Origin of the sequence: Microcystis sp. T1-4, from assembly GCF_000297435.1 — a bacterium.
Classification (GTDB): Bacteria; Cyanobacteriota; Cyanobacteriia; order Cyanobacteriales; family Microcystaceae; genus Microcystis.
The window spans coordinates 1-25162 of record NZ_CAIP01000049.1 but is presented as its reverse complement, the minus strand read 5'-3'; the positions used below and the strand labels follow the sequence as shown (position 1 = coordinate 25162).

Below are 25162 nucleotides of genomic sequence, written 5' to 3'. Positions count from 1 at the left end.
TTATGTAAAAACGGAAGAGCCTAAAAAACTAACAGAGTCACTAGCAGTAACAGTGCCAGATTAGTCGGCCAATAAAGTAGCTTTGGGATTAAGTTGTTTTTATAATGAATCCAATCAAGTTTGATGTTAGAAGCAAAAAGGATGGCATTAATTGCCACTAAAATGATCATTATATATAGTATGAAATAGAAATAATCTAAATAAATAATACCTGCTGTGACAATTTTTTGTCTGAGATTAATCTGGTCGATAATGATAATAAAAAGAAAAGCCCCACAAGCAGAAACGATCTCTAAAGCGGTAAAATCTTGATTTTCACCGCTCTCTTTATGTTTGATGATCAGTATTTGAATACAAAAAAGCAGTAATAGGACAACAATAATTATCATCATATTGCTGATCAGTACATTGATAAAATTTCGTTGGACAATAACCGTAAAATAGAGTTCGGGAAAATTGTCCTGGCCGATATAGCTGTTAATGCCAAAATTGGTATTATAGTTATTGAGTTTGTACTGGAAAAAACTACTCTTAATATCCCAACCAGGCAAAACAAAATTCTCTGCTAAACCGGGTAGGGAAGTAGGAATCATCAAATCGTAGGCATCAAAATCTGGAGTGAGGATGATATTTTTGTAGAAGTCTTTAGGCCAGAGGCGAATCCAGACATCTTTAACATCAAAGGGATACTTAGAATAATCAAAGTTTTCCCGGAGTTTAGCTTCAAAATACCAGAGGATCACTTCAAAATTTTGGTCTTGATGACGATAAATTTCAGTCACATTGGGATCAACTGCTTCGGGAAGGATAAAACCCCGACTGACGCTTTGAGGGATATTCTTATCATACTTTTGCCAAATATAGCCCGTGATAAACACATCATTAGCATCTTCAAATTCTAGAGACTGCACAAAAACTCCTGTGGGAATATAGAGGGGGGAGTCTTTAGGGTTTTCGGATTTACGAGATCGCAGGAATTTATTTAAACCCGCTTTTTTCAGAAGCACTATATTGTTTTTCTGTTCGATTTTATGTTCAGAGATTTGGAGATACCAAATAAATCCGATTCCCGCCAGCAAGACAACAGAAGTGGAAGAAGAGACAGCCCAAAGACTGCGAACACTGCCTTTATAAGCGCGAAATAGTAGGATAAATAGAAAAAAGAAAAAGCTAATTATTTGTAAGTTAATCAGGATAAGTTTATTATGTAAGCTCTTGGTGTTTACTAAAATTTCATCTTGAATGAAGACAGCAGCTAATGTCCAACCTGTAGTAGGAATAGGTTCAAAAAATATCCAGCTAGATTGTCCCGTTAAGGGATTTTCAAAATCCATTTCAATCTTAGATCCTTTGAGAGCTTTTTCGGCTGGAACTCGCAATTTTTCGGGTTTATACCCTTGAGAAATTATTTGAAAGATAGTTTTTTGCTCTTTAACCCAATCTTCTCTAGGACTATAGATCAAAGTTCCTTTTTTAGATAGGATAAATCCGTAGCCAGTCTTACCTAGTTTGAGCGAGTTCATTAAGTTTTTCAACCCATCTAGGGAATAGTTGGCGAAGACTACCCCAGAGGGAATCTTTTTTTTGGTTTTTGGATTAAGGCGATAAAAAGGAGTGCTAAATTCTGCGAGTAAAGTGTTAGTTGCCGCTCCAAAATGAGGTTCTAACCAAACTGAACCGGAGGCTAAGGACTGGATATACCAATCACCCTTTCTGGGTTGAGTATAATCGTAAAAAGATTCCAGTTGCAGTAATTGCAGTTTACCCTGTTTTCTGATGTAGTAGGGAGCATACAGACGCATCTGGGAATTGTAAGTATAGGGAGCATAAGCCGCACCGACACCGAACCAATTGGGATTTTGTTCTATCGTGCTTTTTAATCGCTCAAGCAACTGTTGATCTTTAAGTTTTCCTTTACTGATATCGTGGGCGATAGAATTGGCACTATTCTGGAGTTTACGAAGCTGGGTATCGATTTCTTTAGCGGCGCGGACAGCTTCTTGTCGGGCATTATTTTTCGCTGTTTCTCTGGTTTGATTTTTCTCCCGCCAGTAAGCATAAATGGTGAAGGTTGCCAACAAGAAACTGATGACGCAGAGAGACAGGGACAGTCTAAAGATTCGTTTTTGCCAAGGATTGGTTTGAGTTTGCATTTTGACTTAACCTTATTTTATTTCAATAATCTTTGTCGAGAATCCGATCACAAAGACGGCGATCGCTCTCTGTCACCTCAGAGTTATGCTGTAAATAATCCTTTAACCACTTGCAAGCGTATCTTTGGATATCTTTAGGTGTTACATGGCGAGCCAAATCCCAAATAATTATTGTTTTGTTGCTGCTCCCGGAGACAAGAGTTTTACCGTCTTGACTAAAATGGATGGCGTTAACATCAGCCCCAAACCCCGGCAGCATATTCACTAAAGTACCGTCAAGTTGCCAAATTTTAATGGTATCATCACTACTAGCCGAAGCAATTTGTTGTCCGTCGGGGCTAAATTTAACGTCCAACACCGAATTAGAATGTCCTTCGATGGTTTTAACAGAGGAAGGAAGCCATTGTCCCTTTTCATCAGTCTTCCAGAGTTTAATAGTATTGTCGCCACTTCCAGAAACGAGCATTCTACCGTCTGGGCTGAAATCAATCGCTAAAATGGGACTTAGATGTTCTTTAAGAGTGAGAATACTTATCAAAGTGCCATGGCCATCTAGCCGCCAGATTTTGATCCTATTATCGGCACTTCCAGAAGCAATAAACTTACCATCTGGGCTAATCGCCACTGTCTCAACCACCTCAGTGTGTCCTCTCAGGGTATTGAGCAATTTACCATCTCGCCGCCAGATTTTCAGTGTTTTGTCCCAATTCCCTGAGACAATAAACTTACTGTCGGGGCTAATTACGAGGTCGTTAATACCACCAGTGCCTCCTTTCAGGCTATTGAGCAATTTACCATCTCGCCGCCAGATGTTCACCTTTCCGTCTGGACTTCCTGAAACAATAAATTGACCATTAGGACTAATCTTGACAGAGCTAACTGAACCTTTATGTCCTAGTAGGGTACTCAGGGTGCCATCGCGTTTCCAGAGTTTGAGTGTTTTATCCCAACTTCCTGAGACAATTAGATCAGCATTCCAATCTATAGCCGACACCACATCGCTATGGCCAAAAAGAGTCGTTGCTAATTCATTGTAAGGTTTCCAGAGTCTAACCTCGTTGTCGTCACTCCCCGAGGCAATTTGCAGATTTTTACCGTCGTTATGGACATCAACCGTATTAACTGCATCGCTATGTCCCCGGAGAGTCATCAATAAAGTGCCGTCAAGTTTCCAGAGTCTGACCGTTTTGTCATCACTTCCCGAAACGATTTGCTCACCATCTGGGGTGAAGGTAAGCCCATAAATAGGATCTTCCTGGCCGTAAAAGGTGATAGTCGGCGAGGTACCGTCTAGCTTCCAGAGTTTGAGCGTTTTGTCATAACTTCCTGAAGCAATCCACTGACCGTCAGGGCTGAAAACCACTAGGTTTACCGGTCCCTCGTGTTCTTCCAGCGTCTTCAACAAGGTCCCGTCTCGCCTCCAGATTCGGATTATTTTGTCCCTATGACTTGAGGCAATCAACTGACCATCGGGGCTGAAAGCGACTGTATAAACATAACTCCAATTCTGATTACCTTTCAGTGTCTTCAATAAGGTCCCGTCTCGTTTCCAGAGTTTAACAGTGGTATCGTTACCAGCAGAGGCAATCAACTGACCATCCGGGCTGAAAGCCACTGCGTTAACTCTATCCCGATGTCCCTTCAGTGTCTTTAATAGGGTCCCGTCTGTTTTCCAAAGTTTGATTGTCTTGTCTGTACTAGCGGAGGCGATCAACTGACCATCGGGGCTGAAAGCCACTGCATTTACTGAACCTTTGTGTCCACCACGCTTTTCATCAAGAGTGGCTAATAAACTTCCGTCTCTTTTCCAGAGTTTGAGCGTATTGTCTGCACTAGCGGAGGCAATCATCTCACCATCGGGGCTAAATTTGACTCCTAAAACATCGCCATAATGTCCTGAGAAGATATTAGCTTGTTTGATGCCATAGAGGGCTATCTTTAGGATATCTTTCAGATTGTTTTTTAGCTTGGGCGGTAGATTAACGAAAGGTCTTGACTCTAAATCTATTTCTAGCCGCTTGGCTTTGATGGCTGCTGTCAACGCTTCCAATTGTTCATTTAAGGCAAAGGAAGCTTGACTGGTTCGACCGACCGCGACAATCTCGCTAATGGCTGCTTGGCGATACTCCTTGGCGGCAAAAAAACCCAAGCAAGTCGCCACTCCCCCAAGCAAACTTACTACGATTAGCAATTGCTTTTGCCGTCTGGCATTTTTTTTCTCTTGTTCTAGGCGTTTTTCTACCTCTTGGGTTCGTTCTTGCTGAAGCTTGAGTAAATGTTGTTGTCGTTCTTTTTCTGCTGTTTCCGCCGCTTCAATGGCTGTCTGACTAGCTTGAATAAATTCCTTATGTAACTCGGTTGCCGGGGGTTGTTTATTTTGTTCCTCAATTTTCTTTAACCAAGTTTGAGCGAGGACAAATTCACTGCCCCGGAGTAGTAAGTCAGCATTTTCTTGGCTATTTTCCCATTCTTTTGCTCTCTGTAACCATTTGCTATGGTTATGAACGTGATCTCTGTCTGTATGTATGGTTCTAACTAACTGAGTAAAATTGGTCAGAAAGTCCCCACCATGCTGACTAAAATCAAGCCACTGAATACTAGCTAAGGCAGCGGGCAAATCTTTGGCTGCAACTTTTTGGTGTAAGATCGGGATAATTCGCTTATTTAATTTTTGGGCATATTCCACCTCATCAGAACAATAAGGTGAATTGATTGATTGGGGAGAAATGATAAATACAAAGTTGTCGGAAATTTCAATGCCTTGATAAATTTCTCGCCGAAAATCTTCTCCAGAAGCTATACTTTCTTGATCGAACCAAGTGAGCTTACCGAGTGAAGACAGAGCCTCATTTAATCTTCTTGCTAAATCTGAATCGGCACGAGAATAAGAGATAAAAACTTCTAAAGAAGATGGTTTATGTTGATTGAGACTAGCGATAATAAATTCTTCCTGTATCGGTAAGGGAGGGGATTCTTTTCGCTGTTTAGCTACCTTCAGCCAAGCTTCAAAATGTTGGAGATTATAGCCCCGGAATAGGACACTAGGGTTGTGGGTTTGCTGCTGCCATTTCAAGGCTTTGACTAACAGCACTTTATGACTTTCATAATAAGCAACATCACTGTTTAATTCCCTCAACAATTTATCGATACTACTGCGATATTTGTCCCGATCTTCATGTTCAGTTAAGTCAATAAATTGTAATTTCTGTAGCTGGGATGGTATTAACTCAATATCGGTCTTTTCAATCAGCAAAGGAATAATGCGTTTGTTGGTAGCAAAAGCGTGAGCAAGTTCGAGATTACAGTATGATGATTGCAGGGCTTCTGGAGATATTAAATAAACAAAGTTATCCGCCCCTTCAATACCTTTATTAATTTGCTCCTGAAAGGCAGTTCCCGTTTTAATATCTGTCTGATTAGTCCAGATGGTAAAGCCTTCTCGCATCAAAGCCTTGCCAATTTTCTCCTTGATGACATTATCTTTTTCTGACGATGACAGGAAAACCTGTGTCATCAAATTATTAGCATTTTTACTGCTTTCGCTAATAAATTCGCAGTGTAAATCTGTAGGCAGACAGGGCGGCTGTTCCTCAGTAAATCTATGTTTTAACCACTTTTCTGCTGCCTGTCTCTCTTCGCCAATTAACAGATAATTAGTTTGCTGCTGATTCCTCAACCAATTTAAGGCTTTAACCAAAAGAATACTGTGGTTTTCCACATAATGTTGTTGCTGATAAATTGCGCTAATCAAGCCAGCAAAAGAACTTTCAAAATCATCAATTTCTTCTCGGAAATAGATCCAGTTAATTTTGCCGATCACTGGGTGCATATTCGGAAAACTAGAATGCCTTCCCTCAGCTTGATATTCTTGCCAGTCAGCTTCAGTTTTATCTGTATTTCTTTGCCGCCAAGTTTCTTGGCTAATTTGTTCAACATGAAGCAGCGGAATAATGCGCTTGTTGTACTTAATCGCTAGATTAATTTCTTTCAGGCAATATGGGGAATTAACTGAATGAGGGGCGATGATAAAAATAAAGTTATGTGTCCTCTCGATGCCATCATTAATCTGTTCTTGATAGTCCACAGCCAAGGGAATATCTTCTTGGTCGAACCAGACGTTTAAGCCTTCTGCTGCCAACCTTTGATTAAGTTTGATAGCAAAAGCTTTACTATCAGCACGTCCATAGGAGATAAAGACATCAAAGAAATTTTTCATTTTACTCTCCCTGTGGACTTTAGAGAAAAAGAAAAGTTATTTGCCTCCGCGCGCGCGCGGAGTAAGTAGTCGGACAAAGGCCCTATCTGGTCAGGACTAAAGCCCAACTACAAACCTAATTTTATTTTTTACTGGGTTGCACCGAGTAGGCCCCCGTTTCCAAGTTGACAGTAAATGTGTACCAACCACTGGCTGTAGGAGTGAATTGGAGAGGGGGAGGATTGCCGTGAGTGGTAAGCTGTCCGTACACTTTCAAGTCTTCAATTCGGGCATGAGCGGGGTCGGGGTTTCTTCCCAGAAAGTCCCGTCCGTAGCCGTCCAATTCGTAATCGGCAAATACCCAGAGCCAACCCCAATTATTGGCATTGTACTTATACTCATACTTGCGATTGGCTTCCAGCTGGACATCTTTGCTAAAGATGTGCGGGCCAATTTGTTGCATATTGTTGGCGGTACTGGTTGGCTCCCAAGCTTGCAGAGGTTCAGGGAAATTCCCCACTAACTGTAAGGTTTCAATCACGGCCGGCGGTTGCAAAGGGGCATTGCTTAAGGATTCAATTGAGAATTGATCTTGAGCGCCGTCGTAGGTGAATCGGTAGGCTCCAGTTTCTTTGACTTCAAAGAAAATATTAGGCTCGTTAGGCTTGCCATGCCAGCCGCGACCAATCAGTTTGTTGGGGTGATCGGATTCCAGCCAAGCACCGAGGGCCATTGTATCCAAAAAAAGCTCCCCAGAAATGGCAAAATTTGCCCCGTAAATACCCGGTTTTAATTGCAAAGTTTTCGTCCAGATCTTGTCACCAACAGGTTCCATATTGTGTTCTGCCTTGGTGGGATCGAATTGAACATCGGGATAAAAGGTGCCGAGTAATTGAAAGGAGTTTACGTCGTTCCAGATTTTAACAGGTCTTACCCCCTCAGGAGCTTTGACTTGAAACTTATATTCCAAGGGATTCATCTGGAGGGTGTAATTACCATCTTCAAAGACTTGAATCGTGATTGCGGAGTGCCGGCTCTGTCCCCCGCTGCTGCCAAAGCCAGTTCCTCCGGTGAGAGTATTTTTGCCGTTATTATAGGCGCCAAATCCCCAGTCCTCGTTGTGGTTGGCAGAGAATAAAAATTGATAGACTCCATCGGCTCTAAAATCAATACCCCCATTCGCCTTGAGGGGGATTGTTTTCTCCCACCAATCCCCGTTTTTTGTGATTTCGTGGTTGGCACGGGTTTCATCAAATTTCTGGAACATATCTTCGTCATCCCAGACAAATCCATTTAGTTGTACCGATTCAATTTTTGTTAGGTAGGTGGGATGAGGCGTGACATCAAAGGTTAAGTTTGAAGGGTTAAAGCTAATTTTATAAACATCGTCACGGTCAACTTTGATGATAATATTCTGGGCTTGGTGAGCGAGTTCTCCTGCCACCAATTTAGGTTTACCTGTACTATCCGTTCGGTTGTGATCGGCCTTGAAGGTCTGTTGCAAGTTTTGATTAGTAACAAAACGGAAAGCATAGATTCCGTTACCGTGGCGGCCTCCATTCGCCTTGAGTTCTAATTCCTTGTAATAGAGCGGGCCGTCTTCAATCATGTTGTTTTCTGGTAAAAAGGGATTCCAGTGTCCTCGGTTGTTGTTAACCGTTCCCAGTAACTGGGCACTGGCGGGACATTGAGAAATGTCCGGGTTACACAGCACCGGAATCGCCATTCCCTCGGTTTTTTGATTGACAATTGGAGTAGAAAAAACCTGATTGCTCACATCAGCCTTAACTGGGTTAACAAACACCACAAAAAAGGCCATGATAAGGGTTAGCAATGTTTTCAGCCCTACAGAGAGTGAATTAGTCATCATTTTTTCTCCATGATTTAAAGTAGAGAACTCCCATTAGCATCATCGAACACAGATGTTATCGGAAGTTTTGACAAAAAACATGGCATCTCTAGGTTGAATTGAAATGCCCCCTCTTTCGTTATTACCCCAGCGAGTTATCTGTTTCTGTCCATCCCCACCAACACTGACAGACATGGGGAAATTGTAGTGCAGTTCTTGATAGCAACCTACGTCTAAACCAGGCATTCTAGCATCGGCAACATCAAATGGATTGCCAGATTTATTGATCATGGCAATACCTAAATCGCCTCTTTCAATAAAGAGTAAATTTGGGCTATCTCCCCCTGTGGCAATCTCATTACCATTCGGGAAAGACTGAGGTTGTCCCATCATTTGCTCATGGAATCCCACCCCCGCTTTAACAATGGGATCTGAAGCATCCTCCCCATAAATTAAAGGTAATCCATCGGCACGGGAAAGCACGAAAGCATTAGCTAAGATACTATCCCTTGAATCTAATCCATAACCCCCATAAAGCAGGCTGCCCGGAACGGTATCATGGGTTTTAGCAAAGGTGACAGCATTGGGACCGGGTAAAGCTCCATTTCCACTTCTGGGATCTTTGAGAATACGCAAATCACCCCCTAGACTAAAAGCCCTTTTAAGAGTATTTAATAGGGGGTAATCCGTAACATCAAGATCGTGAATAGAAGTATAGGAAAAAGCCATTCTTGGACTATCTTCGACAATTTCCCCATAGAGATAGACATCGGCGGCTACTCCCGCAAGCACTTCTTGGAAAAAGCCCGGTTCAATATGTTTAAGCGCATCAAAACGGAACCCATCAGCACCAAGGTCTAAAAGCTTATTAATGTAATTTTTCGCCTCTTGACGGACATAGGAAGATTCAGTGTTTAAATCAGGCAGTCCCCCTTGACCACTAGCACAGTCTAGTCCTAACCATCCGTGAGTAGCTTGATAGGAATCATCATAGTTTTGAATGCAAGCCCTGCCGTGAAAATCTTGAGGAGAAAAGCGTGGATATTGCAGGGTATTGGGATAATTTTCATAGTTGGCCATGTGATTAAGCACCACATCGACAATAATTTTTTCTCCCTGTTGATGGGCCGTGTCAATAAGTTCTTTTAGCTCATTTTCATTGCCTAAAGGACTATCAATCACAGTAAAATCAATCGGTTGATATCTGCCCCACCATTCAGGGGAAGGGTTACTCAATTGAGGGGGTGAAATTTGAATGTAGGTAAAGCCATCTGCTTTAAGTTCAGGAAGTTCCCTTTCAATCTCCCGAAAAGGAACATTAAAGGCATGATAGATCACATCGGCCCTCACTGGGTTAACAAACACGACAAAAAAGGCCATGATGACAGTGAGTAACGTTTTCAACCCTATAGAGAGGGAATTAGTCATTATTTTTGCTCCATGATTTTAGAAATTTTCAACGGATATCGGTGAAGATTACTTCTTGGATAGAACTAGAATTGTCTTGAGTTGAGTGATTAATGATCTGGCTAACCTTGCCCTCATAAAAATAAGGATAGATGAATTTATCCTCTGGTTTCTCTTTAAAGGCATAATAAAGCTGGACGGGTTGATTATGAATTTGCTGCATGGTGATATATCCTACTAAAGCGTGTTCAAATGAATGGAGGGCATTTTTCCAAGAATGCTGTTTCGGAAAACATTTAGACTCGTTTAATGGTTGAGTGGCCAGACAAGGATAAGGTTTATTCGTCTTAGCACTTACCATGTGCCAGATTTCCTTATTTTCTGGATCGACCATATAATTAAACCAATAGTTATAGGTTTTCGGCAAGTAAACTGCATAGCTTGGATCGACTAACCCTAAAGTTGCACTCACCTGATCCAATTCTGCTAAACTCCACCATTCTTTATCTGGATCTATTTTGCCATTTTCATCAAACCCCCTGGCCCAAGAGCCAGTTTTTTTCAAGTAAGCTGTTTCCAGAATTTCTGCGGCATGATTCTCCCCAAACAAGGTTAATTCTAAATCATCGGTTAGCTTACCGATTTGATAAATTAACCACATAGTTTTAACGGAATGGCCAAAATCTGTATGCGGTGTCCCTAAATGTTTGATGTTACTATTGGTAACAGCACCCCAAAACAGATTTTGTTGAGGACTATAAAACTGATTGATGATAATGTGGGCTAAATGATTCAGATCTTGCTTCCATTGAGTTTGATCTGGTTCAGCTAATGTCGGGGTTAACCACAACATATAACCATAAATTTGATCCAGTTGGGAGACTAATTCTTTTTGGTTGGCTTGATCTCCATCCGGAGAAGGTTCTTTGACCCAATTAATCAGATCCAGAGTCGGCTCGTAATAGGTGTCAAAAATGTAGTTTTTAACCTGGATGATGTCCTTTAAAACAGCAGCATCGCGGGTGAGATAATAGTAAAATCCCATCCCACTCAGAGCATAAGCTAAATCTTGACTGGTTCTTTGTAGTTTTTCTGGTCCGGGTAAATGTTCGGGTTCATGCCAATAGCTATAGGCCCCCCCATTTTGGGAATCTAAAGCATATTTTCGCAGATAATTGGCTCCGGCTCGAGCATAGTTTAAATAAGTCTCATCACCGGTTACATGGAAAGCTACTCCATAGGCATAAACTTGTCGAGATTTGGCGCGGACATAGTCTCGATAATCCGGCTCAACCCAAACAATACCAGGTGCGGCGTATTTTAATTCTGGACAAGGTGACTGAGAGTTATATAAGGAACCATCATTACAGCGATAAGTCGGAAAATTCCCCAGCGGTTGACCTAAAGCTGTCTCCATTTCCCAGAAAGGTAGCAGCTCTTCCGTCATGTGTTTCTTCCAGCGATCACCATTGGGTAACAGCTTCAGCAATTGTTCTACATTAACTGTATTAACGTTTTTATCAGCTAATACCTGAGAGGGATAAGCAACTAAAATTCCGCAACTAAAGAGGAAAGCTAAAACAATAATAGCGATCCTTTTTCCCGTGATTTGTGTTGGCCATGACTGAGTTTGAGCTAACATGATTATTGCCTCAATAAATGTTGACAACAGGCAGGATGCCTAGATTAAATGTTTCAGGAATCACACCCCCTCGGTGGTTGAGGATTTATTTAATCAAATTGCAGTTAGTATCTTTCTTGATCGCTGTTTGTACGATGGCCTGAAAATAAGCTTCTATATCAGCAAAAGAGCGTCCAGTTATTAAATCATCATCAATGACAACTTTTTCGGGAGCCGGAACAAAAATCGCCCCAGCATTATGAACATCTGCCAAAACCACCGTATGACAAATAACCTTACGCCCCTTTAATAAGGCTGGAATGGGAGTTAAAATCCATAAAGCATGACACAAAGCACCTTTGACGATTTTTTTATTTAACATGGCCTTGGCAAAAAAATCCACTGCCGGGGGAGTAGCAAGTAAATCCGGACTTCCTAAACTGCCCATTGGCGGAATTTCTCGCAATCTCACACTGCAATAATTTGCCGCCATAACCACAATATCGTAATTATTCGCCTCCCGATCTGCGACATCAACATCTACTACTAGAGTATGAATATCTTTAACCGGACGCTCTGGACTATCGATATCACAAACTAACTGTCTGCTTTTTGCTCCCCATAAATAGGACAGTAGCTCAACTTCTGCCCCCAGCTGCGAGAACTCCCTTTGATAATACTCAATCTCGGCGGCAATATACTCTGTCTCAAGAAGGACAGCGACTTTTTTTCCGGCTAAAGGTTTATTCACAGCTATTTTCTGGCTAAGGGTTGATTCACATTTAGCGGAGTGGGCTAGGCCACTGTCAAACATTTTCCGACAAGACCTAGCCACTCAATGTCGATAGAATGCTCCTACTTCTCAATTAATAAAACTAGGGAACGCCCATTGACATCATAGGTTGAACCTGTCAGTAATTCTTCCGCACCGGGAGCATTAAAATTGTCCTGACTTTCCATAAAGCCGGCGGTATCGGCGACTCGATACCATTGCTTACCCGGAAGATTCGGGGGCAGTGTTGCCTGGATATTCCCCGACCAACTATTGTAGGCGACATAAATAGATTGTCCGCCGTCTCCCAATTCCGAGCCATCCAAACGATAGGCCAGAAAATGCTGGTTCGGATCCGAGAAATAATTGCTATCCGGTTCATTTCCATCACTTCGCAACCAAGTGAGGTCTTTTAAGCCATTGCCATTATTATCTGTCCCTCGAAAGAAATCGGCGGGACGTAAAGCCGGATGGGCATTGCGAAAAGCCAGTAACTTCTGACTGTAGTTAAAGAAATGGGGATACTCCTTGATATTGTCATAGTCGAGCCAATTGGCGGCAGAATCGACGTTGTACATATTGTTATTGCAGTACTGGGTACGATACATCTCATCTCCTCCCGTCATCATTGGAACACCTGCCGAAAGCATCTCAAGGGCGAGAGCAGTGCGAGTGGCTTGTCGCTGAAGTGAGGGATCTCCTCCCTGATCCCAGGACAAATTATTATCGGTTCCTCCGTCAGATGGTCCCTGATCCCAAGTTAGTTGGCTGTTGGTTTTCTGGTTACAGTTATAGACATCCCGCAAGGTAAATCCATCATGGGCGACGATAAAGTTGACCGAATGCCAAGGCTTACGACCATCATCCTGAAATAGATCCCTCGAGCCGGCAAAACGGGTTGCCAATTCGTTAGGGGGAACGTTTTCAACTCCTAAGCGGTTTTGGACTTTACGGAAACTATCGCGGAACTTATCATTCCATTCTGCCCAACCACTAGGGAAGTTCCCCATCTGGTAGTTAGTGACGGCCCAAGGTTCTGCAATCAAGTCCGCCCCATTTCCTCCATTGGCAGGACGTACCGGCAATTCCTTAACCATGCGATTGAGGGCATTTTCCGGGTTGAATTTGTTAAATTGAAAACATCCCCGCTGGCAGTCGTTGCCAATCACCGGCGCGAGGTCAAATCGGAATCCATCTACTCCCAGAGTATCTTTCCAGTAGGCCAGGGAATCAATAATCAAATCCCGCACCACAGGATTGCCCGTGTTCAAATTCGGCCCGACCCCGTTATCACTGTAGTAGTAACGCACGTCGTTGCTGAGTTCGTAATAGGTGGGGTTGTCTAAACCTCGCATCGTGAAAATGGGGGAAATATTTCCCGTTGAATCTACGCCTTCTTCCCCTGTATGGTTATAGACTACATCCACATAGACTTTCAGTCCCTGTTCGTGGAAGGCTTTAGTCATCTGCTGAAATTCTTGGGTCGGCCCCCCCGGAGTTTTATCGGCAGCATAGCGGCGATCCGCGGCAAAGTAGTTATAGGGGTCATATCCCCAGTAATTATCTCCAGCCGTAGAAGCGATCACATCATTGGTGTCATTTTGCATCGATTGCAGGGGCAGAAACTCCACGGCTGTCACCCCTAAATCTTTGAGATATTTGGCCTTGAGTGCCGCTCCGGCATAAGTTCCCCGCAGGTTTTCGGGAATGTCCGGATCGTTTTCCGTTAACCCCCGCAGGTGAACTTCATAGATAATCTCATCTTTGAAGGGACGAGTCGGTTTATTGCCGATGTCAGCTTGAGCGAGCGGCAGGACAATCCCTTTCGGTGCTTGGCTTCCCGTGTCAAAGGCCCGGTATTCTGGACCTGAGACATAAATCCCCCCATTGGTCTGCCCGGTGGCGGTGGGAATTAGGCGATCGTGGCTTACCTCCACTGCATAAGGATCTAAGAGGAGTTTATTCGGGTTAAAGCGGTTTCCTTGACCGTCCACATCCCGCACAAACCCAACGGTCGATCCTTGAGTCCAAGAGGGATCGTAAGTCCAATTCGGACCCCAAGCGCGATAGCCGTAGTAGATGGTATCTGTTATCCCGTTGGCTTTCAGGGTTGATACGGGTACGCTAACAGACCAAATTTTGCTACTGCTATCTTGGGTTAAAGGAAGTTTAAATTTTTCCGCTGCGCCCAAATTCTGGTCGTAGAGCCAAACTTCCAGGTGAGTGGCGGCATTAGAATAGACGCGAAAGGTGACATTATTTTGGGTTGCGTCGAAAGTCGCCCCCAGGTTGTTAGCTCCCACTGCTAGAGCCGGTTCGATGAGAGAGGGGATGGCAAAACTTAACACCAGGGATAACAGTGCTGCTAAGAGCCAATGCTTGGGGGAGGAAAATTTCCCTCTGTTATTTGAGTGAGGATGCCATGCCAATGAGAGTCGAGCGTAATTCATGTTTTTCCACCTCGAGCTAATCTTTTTCAACGCCTAAGAGATTTGGTCTGGCTCAACGACATTAGCGTCTAGGAAAGCCTTTTTCACCTGCTCGTTAGCTCCCTCGACGGAGAGGGTAAAGCTGCCGCCTGTTTCACGAGTACGCCGACGAATGTAATAGGTTAAGTAGCGCAGGGCTTCGTCAGAGATGGATGTCAAACTTGAGGCGACGAGAACTACTTTTTGTGCCTGTTGGATTTCTAGGCGGTTAAACTCTTGTTCCAGTTCGCCGATTGCCCACGAGTCTCCTTGATCGATTTCTCCGGTTAAATCCACTTTGGCAACGCCCTCGCTGAAGTCTAACAGAGCCGCTTCAAAAGTAATACCTGTCGGATAGATCAGCACCCGGATTTTCTTGTTGTCGTAGTTGCTCGGAAGCTTGACAGTCAATGCTTTGGCATCAAAGTCATCATAGCGCGCCCCCTCAATCCAGACTTGTTTAATATAAATACTGTCGGGAGGCAGGATATCGGGAGCTACCCGCAGAATGCGATCGGGGAAGCCGCCGGGGACGGGCTTGAAGTAGAAATCCATCGGCTCTTTGAACAGCAGCAAATTGGTATAGACGGCCGCTAAATAGCACAATTCAAAGGAGTGATAGCCGGACATGGAGTGGCTGCCTTTGCCCCATTCTGTTCCCAGCAAATACGGGATTCCATTAGCCAAGACATTGAAATAGACTCCTCCCGCTTCGTGATCGAGGAAGTAGGCATTATAGAAGGCTGTTCCTTCCCGGGCATAGCGTAAAAATTCGGCATTTTCCCGATAGACTCCCGACAAAATGTAATAGGCTAAAATGCCCTGTTCCATTTGCCACCAAGCTTTGCGATCGTGCCAGAAGTATTTATAGAAATTGCCCGCTTTTTCTTGCCGATCCTGCATATCGTACCAACCGCCCCGTTGACGGTCAGAGCCGACTTGAGCAATGGTGTTGCCAATCTTGTTAGCAAAGTCTTTATATTCTTGCTTGTTTTTTAGTCCGTACATCCGGGTTAAATTCCAAGCAATCTTGAGGTTGTGACCAACAACGGCTTTGTTGGGCTGCTCTTGCTTACTGTAATCTGGCGACCAGTCATCATTGAATTTTTCTTGCACAAAGGGACTGTTCTGGTAATCTTGAAAATGCTCGGTTATAGTATCAAAGGTTTCTTCGAGAAACTCCGCGTATTCTTCTTTGCCAGTTCCCAGCCAGAGGTTAATTAAATAAGCGGGAGCGTGGTCGCCCACAGAGTTCCAATTCTTCTTGGCTTCATTGTTGCGCGCTTTTAAGATCTGGCCGTAGGGCTTAAGGGTAATGGGATCGATATGGGAATAGTAGCCCCCTAGTTTGGGATCTCGGAAGTAATCCTTAAATAACTTAACCGTTGCTTGAGCATCGGCGAGGATTTTCGGATCGCCCGTGACTCGGTAAGTCTGAACAGGACCTGCTAAGGCATAAATCTGCTCATAGCAAGGAATGGCATCAAAATCTTGCCAAAACTCCGAGGCAAAGACTTTATCCTCCCGTCCGTTCGCTTGGCGATCAACGGCATGATACCAGTAAACAATACCGGCATTTTTATCTTCAAACCGCAGGTGATCCCGCAGGTATTCAGTTCCCTTGTTAGCGGCTTCCAGATAGCGATCGTCCCCCGTCATTAAAAAGGCTGTGGCAAAACCATAGACGAGGCGAGAAATTGTATCGGTTTCTTGTCGGCCACTTTTTTGTTTTTCTCCCGTAACCCCTAAATTAGTGCGGTAGAGAGAATAGTCAATATTAAGCTTGCCGTCAGGAGTGCCAAACTGAGACTTGAGATAAAAGTCTCCTAATTGCTTGATTTGAGTGATCCACCAGTTTGGTTGTTCAAAGACATAGTCATTGCTATAGTCATCGGAGCGTCCAATAAAGTTGATCTGTTTGGCCTCAAACCGATACTGATGGTTATCGAGGGGATAAAAGATCCCATAAGCAAAAATAAACCGCCCCCGCTGACCTTGTTGCTTGGGTTGGCCTGATTCAATCAGGTCTCGCATCGCCCCCGTTGCATCCTGATAGGCTTGTCCAAGATTGCGAATCAGTTGCGAGTAGGTATTCGAGGTCAGATAGATGGTATATTCGCGATCATCGGAAGTTTTCAGACCAAAGGAATCGGTGGTTTTGTCATAGCTGGTAATGTAGCCAGCGATCAGGTCTGAGAAGGTAAAATCAACAGCGTTAGCCATGGTGATTGCTCCTAAAAATAGAGGGTGGATAATTGATAAATTGATAGGCGGTGAAGGATCTCATAATTTACCAAATACCGCTATATTCTTGATCAGCGAAATTCAGGTCCGATAATCCAGTGTTCATCAGTCACCATTGTGTGGATGTATTTAGATTCAAAAAGATCGGCAAAGTCGGGCAAGATTTTCTGTTCATACTCGGTGGATTTATAGGCTTTTTCCAGTTTTTGAATGTCATCAAACCAGAGCATTGAAACACAATCTAGTAAGGATTCTCCAATCCCATAAAAACTATCCCTGACATGGCATTGAAAATAACGGCGAAGCCCTGGAATTTTCATGACTTTGGCGCTATGACTTCCTAGCATTTTCTGGCGAAATTCTTCTAAAGGCATTCCCGCTTTGCGTTTAACGAGTATCAAGAGTTTTACCATCGTGGATTCCTTTTGTAAAGGCGGCCCCTCCATCAAGACGTGAGTATTAGTATCTAATCCTACGGTACGCCAGAAGGCAGCCCAGTTGGGTTCATCTAGTCGGGCTCCTGCTAAGAACTCTTTTGACTGGAGAGATGCGAGTTGTTCTTGTTCGTTCTCTAGCCAAATTTCAGCAACACCACTAAAGAGCGGCTCTTCTGGTTCCGAACCAAAAGGAATACGAGTATCGACCATATAACGCCTGATTTGAGGGATTTTGCTGGCGTAATAAACTGCGTGGAAATTAACCCAGTAGTTTTGAAATTCCTTTTCACTCATACCGGGCTTGGGATGAGCAAAGATCAGTTGATGAATCATATTCCTATTCTCATAGTACAGGACAAAAAGTTGGAAAAGTAGGTGAGGGTTAGCATTCATTCATAGGCTGTTTTTCCGGCCAGATTCTCCCAAGCGGCAATATCCTCTTGCAGTTTGGCGATTTTACCCCGCATCACACCGATGGCATCACCACCTAATGGTAAGTGTAGAGGAGAATGATCAGATTTCAGAACTTGGACAATAAGGTCTGCCCCCTTATCAGGATCATTAGTCCGCCTGCAAATAGTGCTGGCAAGATAATAAAGTATTTACGCGGGTCAAGAGGACGATTTTCGCCAATATACATCTCTAAAGAGTCTGGAGAACCCGCCAAAAAATGGGGAAAAAGAATAGCATTATGGTTCTTCGGTTTGTCTTATGCAACGTACAGGATTATAAGGAATGAAACTCTTATAGAGAAAGACATTTGGCGATTTTTGTCAATTGTTTTTGATCTAGAGCGAACTAATCAATTAAGTCTCTTGCCAGATAAGGATTTAGTCGATTTATGCTCCCCTATCGAACCATACCAAGTAACGAAGAGCCAGCATTATCCTTAGCTTCGTTTAACGTCCCATGAGTTCTATAGGCGAGTTTAGCGTTAGGAAGTGTCAGTCCACTGATTAGGCGGAAGTCTCCTAAATCAAAGATTTCCAGGGATTTTTGCTCTGTCATGTTTTTACTTATTGTCAGTTAGTGAATTTGTTGTTTGATTAAATCTGCTGCTTTTTCCCCAATCATGATGATGGAGGTGTGAGGGTTAGCGGATGGAACGGTAGGGATAATCGAACCATCTGCTACTCGTAAACCTTCTACTCCATAGACCTTTAAACAAGGATCAACAACGGACATATTGTCGATTCCCATTTTGCAAGAACCAACAAAGTGATAGTAAGAACCGAGATTATTAATGATCCAAGTTCTCAATTCTTCATCGGTTCGCACATCCCGACCTGGATTGATTTCTGTGAGTCCTAATTTGGCAAAGGCTTGGGTTTGGTAAATATCCCGGGCAATTTTAACCATAGTCACAATCCGATCAATATCTGCTCTTTCCGCTCCATAGTTGGGATTAACTAAAGGATTTACTAAAGGATCACTACTGGCTAGACGAATCCACCCACGAGATAAGGGAGAAACTAACCCAGGCAAGGCTAAAATGATCCTTGGATCAACTAATTGAGCCACTGAGGGAACGGGTTGATTTGTTTGAACCCTTTCAATAACATTTTGAAAAAATCCTTCTCCAAAGGGGGCCCGGTGAACAATACAGATCTCCAAGTCAGGCACAATTAAATCGGGTTGAGATCCCCAGAAAAGAGCTGCTTCTGTCATATTTTCTTGGGGATCTGAGCCAGGTTCTGCCATCATTCCCATCGGTCCAATCATCAGAGGATGATCATGAAAGTTTTCCCCTACACCGGGTAAATCTACGACCACTGGAATGTTAAATTGAGCTAGATGCTCAGGTTGGCCAATTCCCGAAAGCATTAGCAGTTTAGGTGATTGAATCGCTCCAGCACAGACAATCACTTCTTGATTAGCTCTAGCGGTCTTTAGGATGCCATCTTGCCAATATTCAACCCCAACACAACGATTATTTTCGATTAATAGCCTTGTGGTTTGGGAATTAGCACTTAGGGTGACATTGGAGCGTATTAAGGCTGGCTCTAGATAAGCATTTCTCGCTCCACAGCGCTTGCCATCCTTGATGTCTATATGATGCCAACCTGCGCCAAATTCCTGGACATTAAAATCTTCCACTAATGGATAACCCATTTCTACACAGGCATCAATAAAAGTTTGTGAGACTGGGTTGCCTTCAACTTGGGCATTGATAACATTAATGGGTCCCTGTTTTCCCGCCGTTGGATTGGTGTTATCTTGTTGATTTTCTAGTTTTTGCAGATAGGGCAAGACATCTTTAAAAGACCAACCAGCACAACCATTATAAGCCCAGTTATCGTAATCTTGAGGTCTGCCTCTGGTATGGATCATGTGATAAATGTTAGAGCTGCCGCCGATGAGTTTCCCTGATGCACAATAAACTTGTCTGTTATTCAGACCAGGCTGAGGAACACTCATATAAGCCCAGTCTATTTCTGTGAGCAAGAGTTCATTCCAACGATAGGGAATGTCAACGGCTTCTATAATTTTAGTTCCTCCAGCTTCAAGAATTAAGACGGTGGCATCAGCAATTTCGCTTAAACGATAGGCAATGGTGGAACCTGCTGTCCCTGAACCGACAATAATGAAATCAAAACTATCTGCCATAAATTTATTCCTTGTATCTTGAGATTTTTTTGAGATTTAATATTTATTTTGATTACTGCTTCTGAAGAGTAATAATCATATCAGCAGCTTTTTCTCCAATCATAATGACAGGAGCGTTAGTATTTCCACTGGTAATAGTTGGCATAATTGAAGCATCAGCAACTCTTAGTCCTTCTATTCCATAAACTTGCAATTGAGGATTGACTACCGCTAAGTGATCCCTACCCATTTTACAGGTTCCAACTGGATGCCAAACTGTTGAGCAAACTCGCCGAATATATGCGCTCAAATCTGAGGAACTTGTCACCGATGGTCCGGGGGCTAATTCTCGTCCTCGAAACTCATTAAAGGGAGAAGTATCAACTAATTCTCGGGCTAGTTGTATTCCTCTAATGAAAACATTGATATCTGTTTCACATTGTAAATAATTGGCCTGAATAACTGCTAAGTCTTGAGGATTATTAGACCTCAAAGAGATAGTGCCTCGACTTTGGGGTTGGGCAACAATGGGAGCAAAGGTAAATCCAGGCCCGTCTGTGCGATATTCTGGTTCGATAAATTGAACTGGACCGAAAAAGAACTGAAGATCTGGTGAAGCGGAAGTGATTCCACTCCGAGTCCAAGTAAACAAACCAGCTTCAGAAAGTAGGTTCGGTAAAGGTTGTTCTTGTTTACATTCATATCCAACTCCTAATAAAAGATGATCTTGTAAATTTTGTCCGACTCCAGGTAAATCGACAATGACTGGGATGTGATGGGCTTTTAAGTGTTCAGCCGGGCCGATTCCAGAGAGCATTAATAGTTTAGGAGACTCGAAAGAACCACTACTAATAATGATTTCTGATTGGGCTTTAACTTGATGAAGTTTCCCCTCTTGCAAGTATTCAAGCCCGATCGCTTTATTTGCCGATATTAAAATCCGAGTGACTAAAGCTTTTGTTTCTACGGTTAAATTGGGGTTCCCTAAAATTGGGGTAATAAAAGCTACAGCAGTGCTACAACGTTGATTATCTTTGGTTCGGGTGGATTGATAGAAAAATGCTCCGTTTTCCTGTTGTTGACCATTACAGTCCCATCCGTTACCCTGATAACCTAGTTCCACTGCTGCGGCGACAAAAGCCTGAGAAACGGGGGAAGGATTGGCATAATCGATCACGTTTAATACGCCACCACTGCCCCTATATTCTGGTGATCCACCTTGATAATTTTCTGACTTTTTGAAGTAGGGTAAGACATCTTGATAACTCCAGTTTTCATTGCCCAAACCATTCCAGTGATCATAGTTACGACGATTTCCCCTGATGTACATCATGGCATTAACTGATGTACCACCGCCAAGAACTTTTCCCTGAGCAATAGAGATTTTACGATTATTCAAATAGGGTTCTTCTTCTGTTGAGTATCCCCAGTCTGTTGTGCCACTCCACAGGGAAGTCATTGACTGAATATCTGTGTTATGGATAGTAGGGTTATTATCAGCATCTCCTGCTTCTAATAGTAGAACGTGACAATCAAGGTTTTCAATAAGTCGATTGGCAATCACACATCCAGATGCCCCAGCACCGACAATAATATAATCAAAGGCCTTTTCAAAGTTCATTTTTTAGCTCCCTATCACTTTTTCCAGATCTTGGTCAGATAAACTACCAATCACATTATCAACCACAAATTCCAGATAATATTTACCCCACATAGTTTCCCACAAGCTAAAAGCTAAGTCAAACTTTTCTCCTCGTTTATCTGCGAGTAAGTTTTCCAGAACCCACACAAAATCATCAAACTCTCTTTGAGTAAAATCATATCTTTGCTGGGCATACCTCATCACTTCGTCTTTTTCTTTTACCTTCAACTCATTTTTTAACAAAGAATCTTCAGCAAGAGCTTTTAAAAAGTTGCAAACTTCTCTTTTAGACATAGATTAACTCCTTAATCAATAACAATTGTATGATCAATAGGTTGAATTAACTGCTCTAATTCTTCCTCACTTAAGCCACTAAGAAGATTGTCTATTATGTATTCTAAACGATATTTACCCCACATTTTTACCCATAAACTACTATAGGGGCCAAAGTCTTCTCCTAATTTCTCTCTAATTATCTTTATTTCCATTGCCGCTATCACCTGAGACAATTGCTCAAACGTAAACCTTTGTCCGATATTTTCAGCATGAAACAGCAATTCTGCTAAATTTCTTGTCTTAAACTTTTCTCTCAATTCAGAATCGTTGAGTAGTAAGTTCAAAAAGGCGGCTACATTTTCCTGAGACATAAATACTCCCTATCGATAAAATTTGATTGTTCTTTGTTGTTACCCAAAGTTAATCTCAATACCTAGTCTCCTTGGCGTGACTTTAACTTAGAGCATCAGTGATTTTAGGGTCATTCCCCATCCCCTGCATCCATCCAGGATAGATAGGAGAATGTGTCGTCATTTCATCAATCGCCACTACCTCTTCTGCTGTCAGGTTAACCTCAACGGACTTCAAATTGTCCTCTAATTGCTTCATGTTATTAGCTCCAATGATGACAGAGCTTATGAAGGGCATTGACGTACCCAGCCAGAGCTTGAACCTATTTGACCCCAATTTTTTCAGGATTAACATCACCTTCTAAAACCACATCTATCAGAAACGGTCCTGGATGGTTTAACATCTGTTCAATAGCACTAGCTATATCAGCAGGTTTTTCGACTCGAACCCCCGGTACTCCCAGAGATTGGGCGATAGAGGCAAAGTGAATATCTGGCTTAGATAAGTCGAAACTCAAGGGATAGTCTCGCTCTGGAATATTTCTTTCCTGCCAGTAAGCGTCTATGTTCTCCTGTAAAATGCGATAAGAGCGGTTATTGCAGATCACAAACTTGACATCAATGTTATGACGGGCGGCCGTCCAGAGTGCCTGAATGGTGTACATGGCTCCCCCATCCCCGGCAAATCCAATCACGGTTTTATCGGGATGAGCTAATTTAGCCCCAATCGCCCCCGGAATGCCGACTCCCAATGATCCCCCACGGGTGACAAAGTAGTGTCTTGGTTTGGTAGGTGGGAAATAACGGGTTATAGCAGGGGAGTTAGTAATTGCTTCATCAAAGATGACTGCATCTTCGGGAAGTTTGGCGGCTAACTCTTCCATAAAGCGAGATAGATGTAAGGGGACATGATCTCGAATTTGGCGATCAGCGTCTAATTGGCGTTGATGGTTTTGGGCTTTAGCTTGGCCGATAGCTTCTGTTCTCGCTTTGGCTGCCGCTTTCTGTTCTGGGTTGAGTATTGACTCTAACATGATTGCCAATTTAGCCAAGGTCAATTTGGGATCACTAACTACCCCTATATCTACAGGGTGGTTCTTGGCAATTTCGTAAGCATTGAGATCAATGTGCAGAACTTTGGCTCCAGGTGCAAAGATATCGCCTAAGTCAGGAAAGACTTCGGGCAACATATAAGTGCCAACAACTAAGTTGACATCACCCTTAGTAGTAATAGGTTTACTGGAATAGCCAAACATATGGCCAGTAGAACCTTGATAAAGGGGATGAGTATAACTCATGTTTAAGTCGCCAATATCAGCCCCCCAGACTTCGGCTCCTAAGAGTTCAGCCACTTGGGTAAGTTCAGCCTGTGCCTCCGAAAAAGACACCCCATCTCCGACAAAAATCATCGGTTTTTGGCTTGAGGCCAAAATCTCCGCCATTTCTTTGACCAAAACCTCATCGGGGATTACCCGGGTCGAGGGTAAAGAAGTCGGTCTGACCGGTTCCACTGTAGGTGCGTCTAAAATATCTACGGGAAGGCAGACATACACTGGCCCCATGGGGGGAGTAGTGGCAATTTTGACCGCTCTTCGCAGTACCCGCAATAGAGAGGAGGGTTCCATCACTAGGGTTGACCATTTGGTGACAGGTTCGGCAAAGGCTAATAAATCCCCTGCCATTTGGGCATCCATTGCCTGATATTTAATTCCTGCATCCCCACCAATAACCACTAGGGGAGAATGCCCCCGTTTGGCTTGATATAAGGCACCGATCGCATTTCCCAAACCTGGTGTACTGTGAATTTGCACTAGGGCAGGTTTTCCTGTTGCCCTTGCATAACCATCGGCCGTCATGACCGCTACGGATTCTTGCAAAGTGAGGATATATTTGAGGTCTGGATAATCGCCAAGGGCATCGAGAAACCCTTCTTCCGATGTACCCGGATTACCAAACATATAAGTGAATCCATCTGCCAGAAATTGTTCTAGTATGGCGAAACGCCCTGTTTTCCCTGCCATGATTTTCTCCAAGTCTGTTTTGAGTTATCAGGTAGATGATTACCAACCGTAACGCCTTAGACCATGCTCCAGAACCTGGATAATTAGTTCTCCTACGAGTTTTGAATCCTGGGTAGAGCGACCGGTTAAAAATGGGTAATCAAGGATTGTTGAAAGAGTATGCCCAACCCCTCCGTGATACTGTCCCTCTGGTCCAACCGCATCTCGGAGAATATATTCTAGGGGATAGAAGGGAGGTCCAAAATTAGCGGAGGTATTCATCGGCTTTCCATCGAAGCCATACATCTGGGCAAATCCTGTACTGTCTTTATAGTCGTATTCACGAGCATGACCCGTAACGTGTTTACCCCAAATAATGCTTTTTCTTTCCGTCCAATCGCGAGCGAAGGCTAAACAAGTCACAGCGTAACATTCGGCGGTGATTAACTTACCCTGAGAGAGAAATCCGAGAATCACGTCATGTACTCTCTCATTGTTCACCATATCGACCATCGGGCCAGACCCACCCACCATCACCAGTGCGTCGTACTGTTCTAATTCTTTCCAACACTGCTCCCGTTTATTATAGTAAGCTTCTAGCTCATGCCCAAAATTGGGGCTGTTGAAATAGGGCATTGCCGGAAACCAGTTAGAAAGATCGATCGGCTTTGCCAACAAATCCGACTGTTCAATTTCTCTTGTCCGTTTGGCGTAGTGAGCACTCGTGACATACTTATCCAAGGGGGGATCGATAAAAGTTTCATCCATACTGGGGGGTAAGGCCACAGGTTTGCGCCCTTTGGGGGTGGCAAAGTCGATGATGTAACCAGCTTCGTTCAATACATCATAGGGACCGACCAATTCTTCACCCCAATATCCCCATTCGGAGAGGATAACTAGAACTTTTTTTGACATGAATTTTTCTCCTTTTCTGCCGACGAGGGAACTGATAAAAGCCACAACCCGATGTAGCCTTGGCTAGACAAGGGGTAGCGATCATTCCTGTGAGCTTCAGGTCTAGATAAACTAATTTATGGACTCAGACTAACACAGAGAACCGAGGAAGCGTAGAGAGTTTAGGTAAATTTTTGTAACCTGTCTATGAACTTTAATAAATAACCGTTAAGTTATACTAAATCTTGTTTTGAAAAGCTGATAACAA

General features: G+C 43.2%; 17 protein-coding genes. 1 reads left to right on the top strand and 16 read right to left on the bottom strand.

What is annotated here, in order from left to right; genetic code table 11:
• Positions 1-20: 20 nt before the first annotated feature.
• The 9 genes from MICAI_RS02865 to MICAI_RS02825 all read right to left on the bottom strand — a co-directional run bounded on the left by MICAI_RS02865 (position 21) and on the right by MICAI_RS02825 (position 17479).
• Entirely contained in the window at positions 21-2153 is a 2133-nt protein-coding gene (locus MICAI_RS02865; RefSeq protein ID WP_008197460.1) for a cache domain-containing protein, read from the bottom strand.
• Between the two features lie 22 nt (positions 2154-2175).
• Positions 2176-6369 carry a TIR domain-containing protein gene (locus MICAI_RS02860; RefSeq protein ID WP_008197459.1) on the bottom strand — a complete coding sequence of 1398 codons (4194 nt, stop codon included), beginning with the start codon at positions 6367-6369 and terminating at the stop codon, positions 2176-2178.
• 121 nt (positions 6370-6490) lie between these two features.
• Entirely contained in the window at positions 6491-8215 is a 1725-nt protein-coding gene (locus tag MICAI_RS02855) for a hypothetical protein (RefSeq protein ID WP_232306111.1), read from the bottom strand.
• Between the two features lie 42 nt (positions 8216-8257).
• Positions 8258-9625 (bottom strand): alpha-amylase family protein, encoded by a 1368-nt coding sequence (locus MICAI_RS02850; protein WP_039899515.1) that lies wholly within the window; start codon positions 9623-9625, stop codon positions 8258-8260.
• 28 nt (positions 9626-9653) lie between these two features.
• Complete coding sequence (locus MICAI_RS02845) at positions 9654-11246, bottom strand: AGE family epimerase/isomerase (protein WP_008197454.1); 1593 nt, start codon at positions 11244-11246, stop codon at positions 9654-9656.
• Positions 11247-11331: 85 nt separating this feature from the next.
• The gene (locus MICAI_RS02840) at positions 11332-11976 is read right to left on the bottom strand and encodes a DJ-1/PfpI family protein (protein ID WP_216362923.1); all 645 of its coding nucleotides are present in this window, start codon (positions 11974-11976) and stop codon (positions 11332-11334) included.
• Between the two features lie 104 nt (positions 11977-12080).
• Complete coding sequence (locus MICAI_RS02835; protein ID WP_081504646.1) at positions 12081-14447, bottom strand: isoamylase; 2367 nt, start codon at positions 14445-14447, stop codon at positions 12081-12083.
• Positions 14448-14480: 33 nt separating this feature from the next.
• Positions 14481-16688 carry an AGE family epimerase/isomerase gene (locus MICAI_RS02830; RefSeq protein ID WP_008197448.1) on the bottom strand — a complete coding sequence of 736 codons (2208 nt, stop codon included), beginning with the start codon at positions 16686-16688 and terminating at the stop codon, positions 14481-14483.
• Between the two features lie 92 nt (positions 16689-16780).
• Positions 16781-17479 (bottom strand): EthD domain-containing protein, encoded by a 699-nt coding sequence (locus MICAI_RS02825; protein WP_008197446.1) that lies wholly within the window; start codon positions 17477-17479, stop codon positions 16781-16783.
• Positions 17480-17850: 371 nt separating this feature from the next.
• On the opposite strand from MICAI_RS02825, the gene MICAI_RS26770 reads away from it, so the two are divergent.
• Entirely contained in the window at positions 17851-18039 is a 189-nt protein-coding gene (locus MICAI_RS26770; protein ID WP_039899517.1) for a hypothetical protein, read from the top strand.
• 133 nt (positions 18040-18172) lie between these two features.
• On the opposite strand, the gene MICAI_RS02815 is transcribed toward MICAI_RS26770, so the two are convergent.
• From MICAI_RS02815 to MICAI_RS02785, 7 genes are all read right to left on the bottom strand, one after another.
• Positions 18173-19753, bottom strand: coding sequence for a GMC family oxidoreductase (locus MICAI_RS02815; RefSeq protein ID WP_008197442.1), 1581 nt, complete (start codon positions 19751-19753; stop codon positions 18173-18175).
• Positions 19754-19805: 52 nt separating this feature from the next.
• On the bottom strand, positions 19806-21353 hold the full coding sequence (locus MICAI_RS02810; RefSeq protein ID WP_008197440.1) for a GMC family oxidoreductase: 1548 nt from the start codon (positions 21351-21353) through the stop codon (positions 19806-19808).
• A gap of 3 nt (positions 21354-21356) precedes the next feature.
• The gene (locus tag MICAI_RS02805) at positions 21357-21668 is read right to left on the bottom strand and encodes a Nif11-like leader peptide family natural product precursor (RefSeq protein ID WP_008197439.1); all 312 of its coding nucleotides are present in this window, start codon (positions 21666-21668) and stop codon (positions 21357-21359) included.
• Between the two features lie 11 nt (positions 21669-21679).
• Entirely contained in the window at positions 21680-22021 is a 342-nt protein-coding gene (locus tag MICAI_RS02800) for a Nif11 family protein (protein ID WP_008197437.1), read from the bottom strand.
• Between the two features lie 82 nt (positions 22022-22103).
• A complete protein-coding gene (locus tag MICAI_RS02795) occupies positions 22104-22298 on the bottom strand; it encodes an aldo/keto reductase (protein ID WP_157221712.1) in 195 nt (64 codons plus the stop codon).
• 25 nt (positions 22299-22323) lie between these two features.
• Complete coding sequence (locus tag MICAI_RS02790; protein WP_008197435.1) at positions 22324-24021, bottom strand: thiamine pyrophosphate-binding protein; 1698 nt, start codon at positions 24019-24021, stop codon at positions 22324-22326.
• Between the two features lie 39 nt (positions 24022-24060).
• On the bottom strand, positions 24061-24915 hold the full coding sequence (locus MICAI_RS02785; RefSeq protein ID WP_008197433.1) for a type 1 glutamine amidotransferase domain-containing protein: 855 nt from the start codon (positions 24913-24915) through the stop codon (positions 24061-24063).
• Between the last annotated feature and the right edge of the window lie 247 nt (positions 24916-25162).

What these genes read in the sequence shown, in the direction of transcription:
- MICAI_RS02865 (WP_008197460.1), bottom strand. Translation starts at nt 2,153, where the DNA reads ATGCAAACTCAAACCAATCCTTGGCAAAAACGAATCTTTAGACTGTCC.
- MICAI_RS02860 (WP_008197459.1), bottom strand. Translation starts at nt 6,369, where the DNA reads ATGAAAAATTTCTTTGATGTCTTTATCTCCTATGGACGTGCTGATAGT.
- MICAI_RS02855 (WP_232306111.1), bottom strand. Translation starts at nt 8,215, where the DNA reads ATGACTAATTCACTCTCTGTAGGGCTGAAAACATTGCTAACCCTTATC.
- MICAI_RS02850 (WP_039899515.1), bottom strand. Translation starts at nt 9,625, where the DNA reads ATGACTAATTCCCTCTCTATAGGGTTGAAAACGTTACTCACTGTCATC.
- MICAI_RS02845 (WP_008197454.1), bottom strand. Translation starts at nt 11,246, where the DNA reads ATGTTAGCTCAAACTCAGTCATGGCCAACACAAATCACGGGAAAAAGG.
- MICAI_RS02835 (WP_081504646.1), bottom strand. Translation starts at nt 14,447, where the DNA reads ATGAATTACGCTCGACTCTCATTGGCATGGCATCCTCACTCAAATAAC.
- MICAI_RS02830 (WP_008197448.1), bottom strand. Translation starts at nt 16,688, where the DNA reads ATGGCTAACGCTGTTGATTTTACCTTCTCAGACCTGATCGCTGGCTAC.
- MICAI_RS02825 (WP_008197446.1), bottom strand. Translation starts at nt 17,479, where the DNA reads ATGATTCATCAACTGATCTTTGCTCATCCCAAGCCCGGTATGAGTGAA.
- MICAI_RS02815 (WP_008197442.1), bottom strand. Translation starts at nt 19,753, where the DNA reads ATGGCAGATAGTTTTGATTTCATTATTGTCGGTTCAGGGACAGCAGGT.
- MICAI_RS02810 (WP_008197440.1), bottom strand. Translation starts at nt 21,353, where the DNA reads ATGAACTTTGAAAAGGCCTTTGATTATATTATTGTCGGTGCTGGGGCA.
- MICAI_RS02805 (WP_008197439.1), bottom strand. Translation starts at nt 21,668, where the DNA reads ATGTCTAAAAGAGAAGTTTGCAACTTTTTAAAAGCTCTTGCTGAAGAT.
- MICAI_RS02800 (WP_008197437.1), bottom strand. Translation starts at nt 22,021, where the DNA reads ATGTCTCAGGAAAATGTAGCCGCCTTTTTGAACTTACTACTCAACGAT.
- MICAI_RS02795 (WP_157221712.1), bottom strand. Translation starts at nt 22,298, where the DNA reads ATGCCCTTCATAAGCTCTGTCATCATTGGAGCTAATAACATGAAGCAA.
- MICAI_RS02790 (WP_008197435.1), bottom strand. Translation starts at nt 24,021, where the DNA reads ATGGCAGGGAAAACAGGGCGTTTCGCCATACTAGAACAATTTCTGGCA.
- MICAI_RS02785 (WP_008197433.1), bottom strand. Translation starts at nt 24,915, where the DNA reads ATGTCAAAAAAAGTTCTAGTTATCCTCTCCGAATGGGGATATTGGGGT.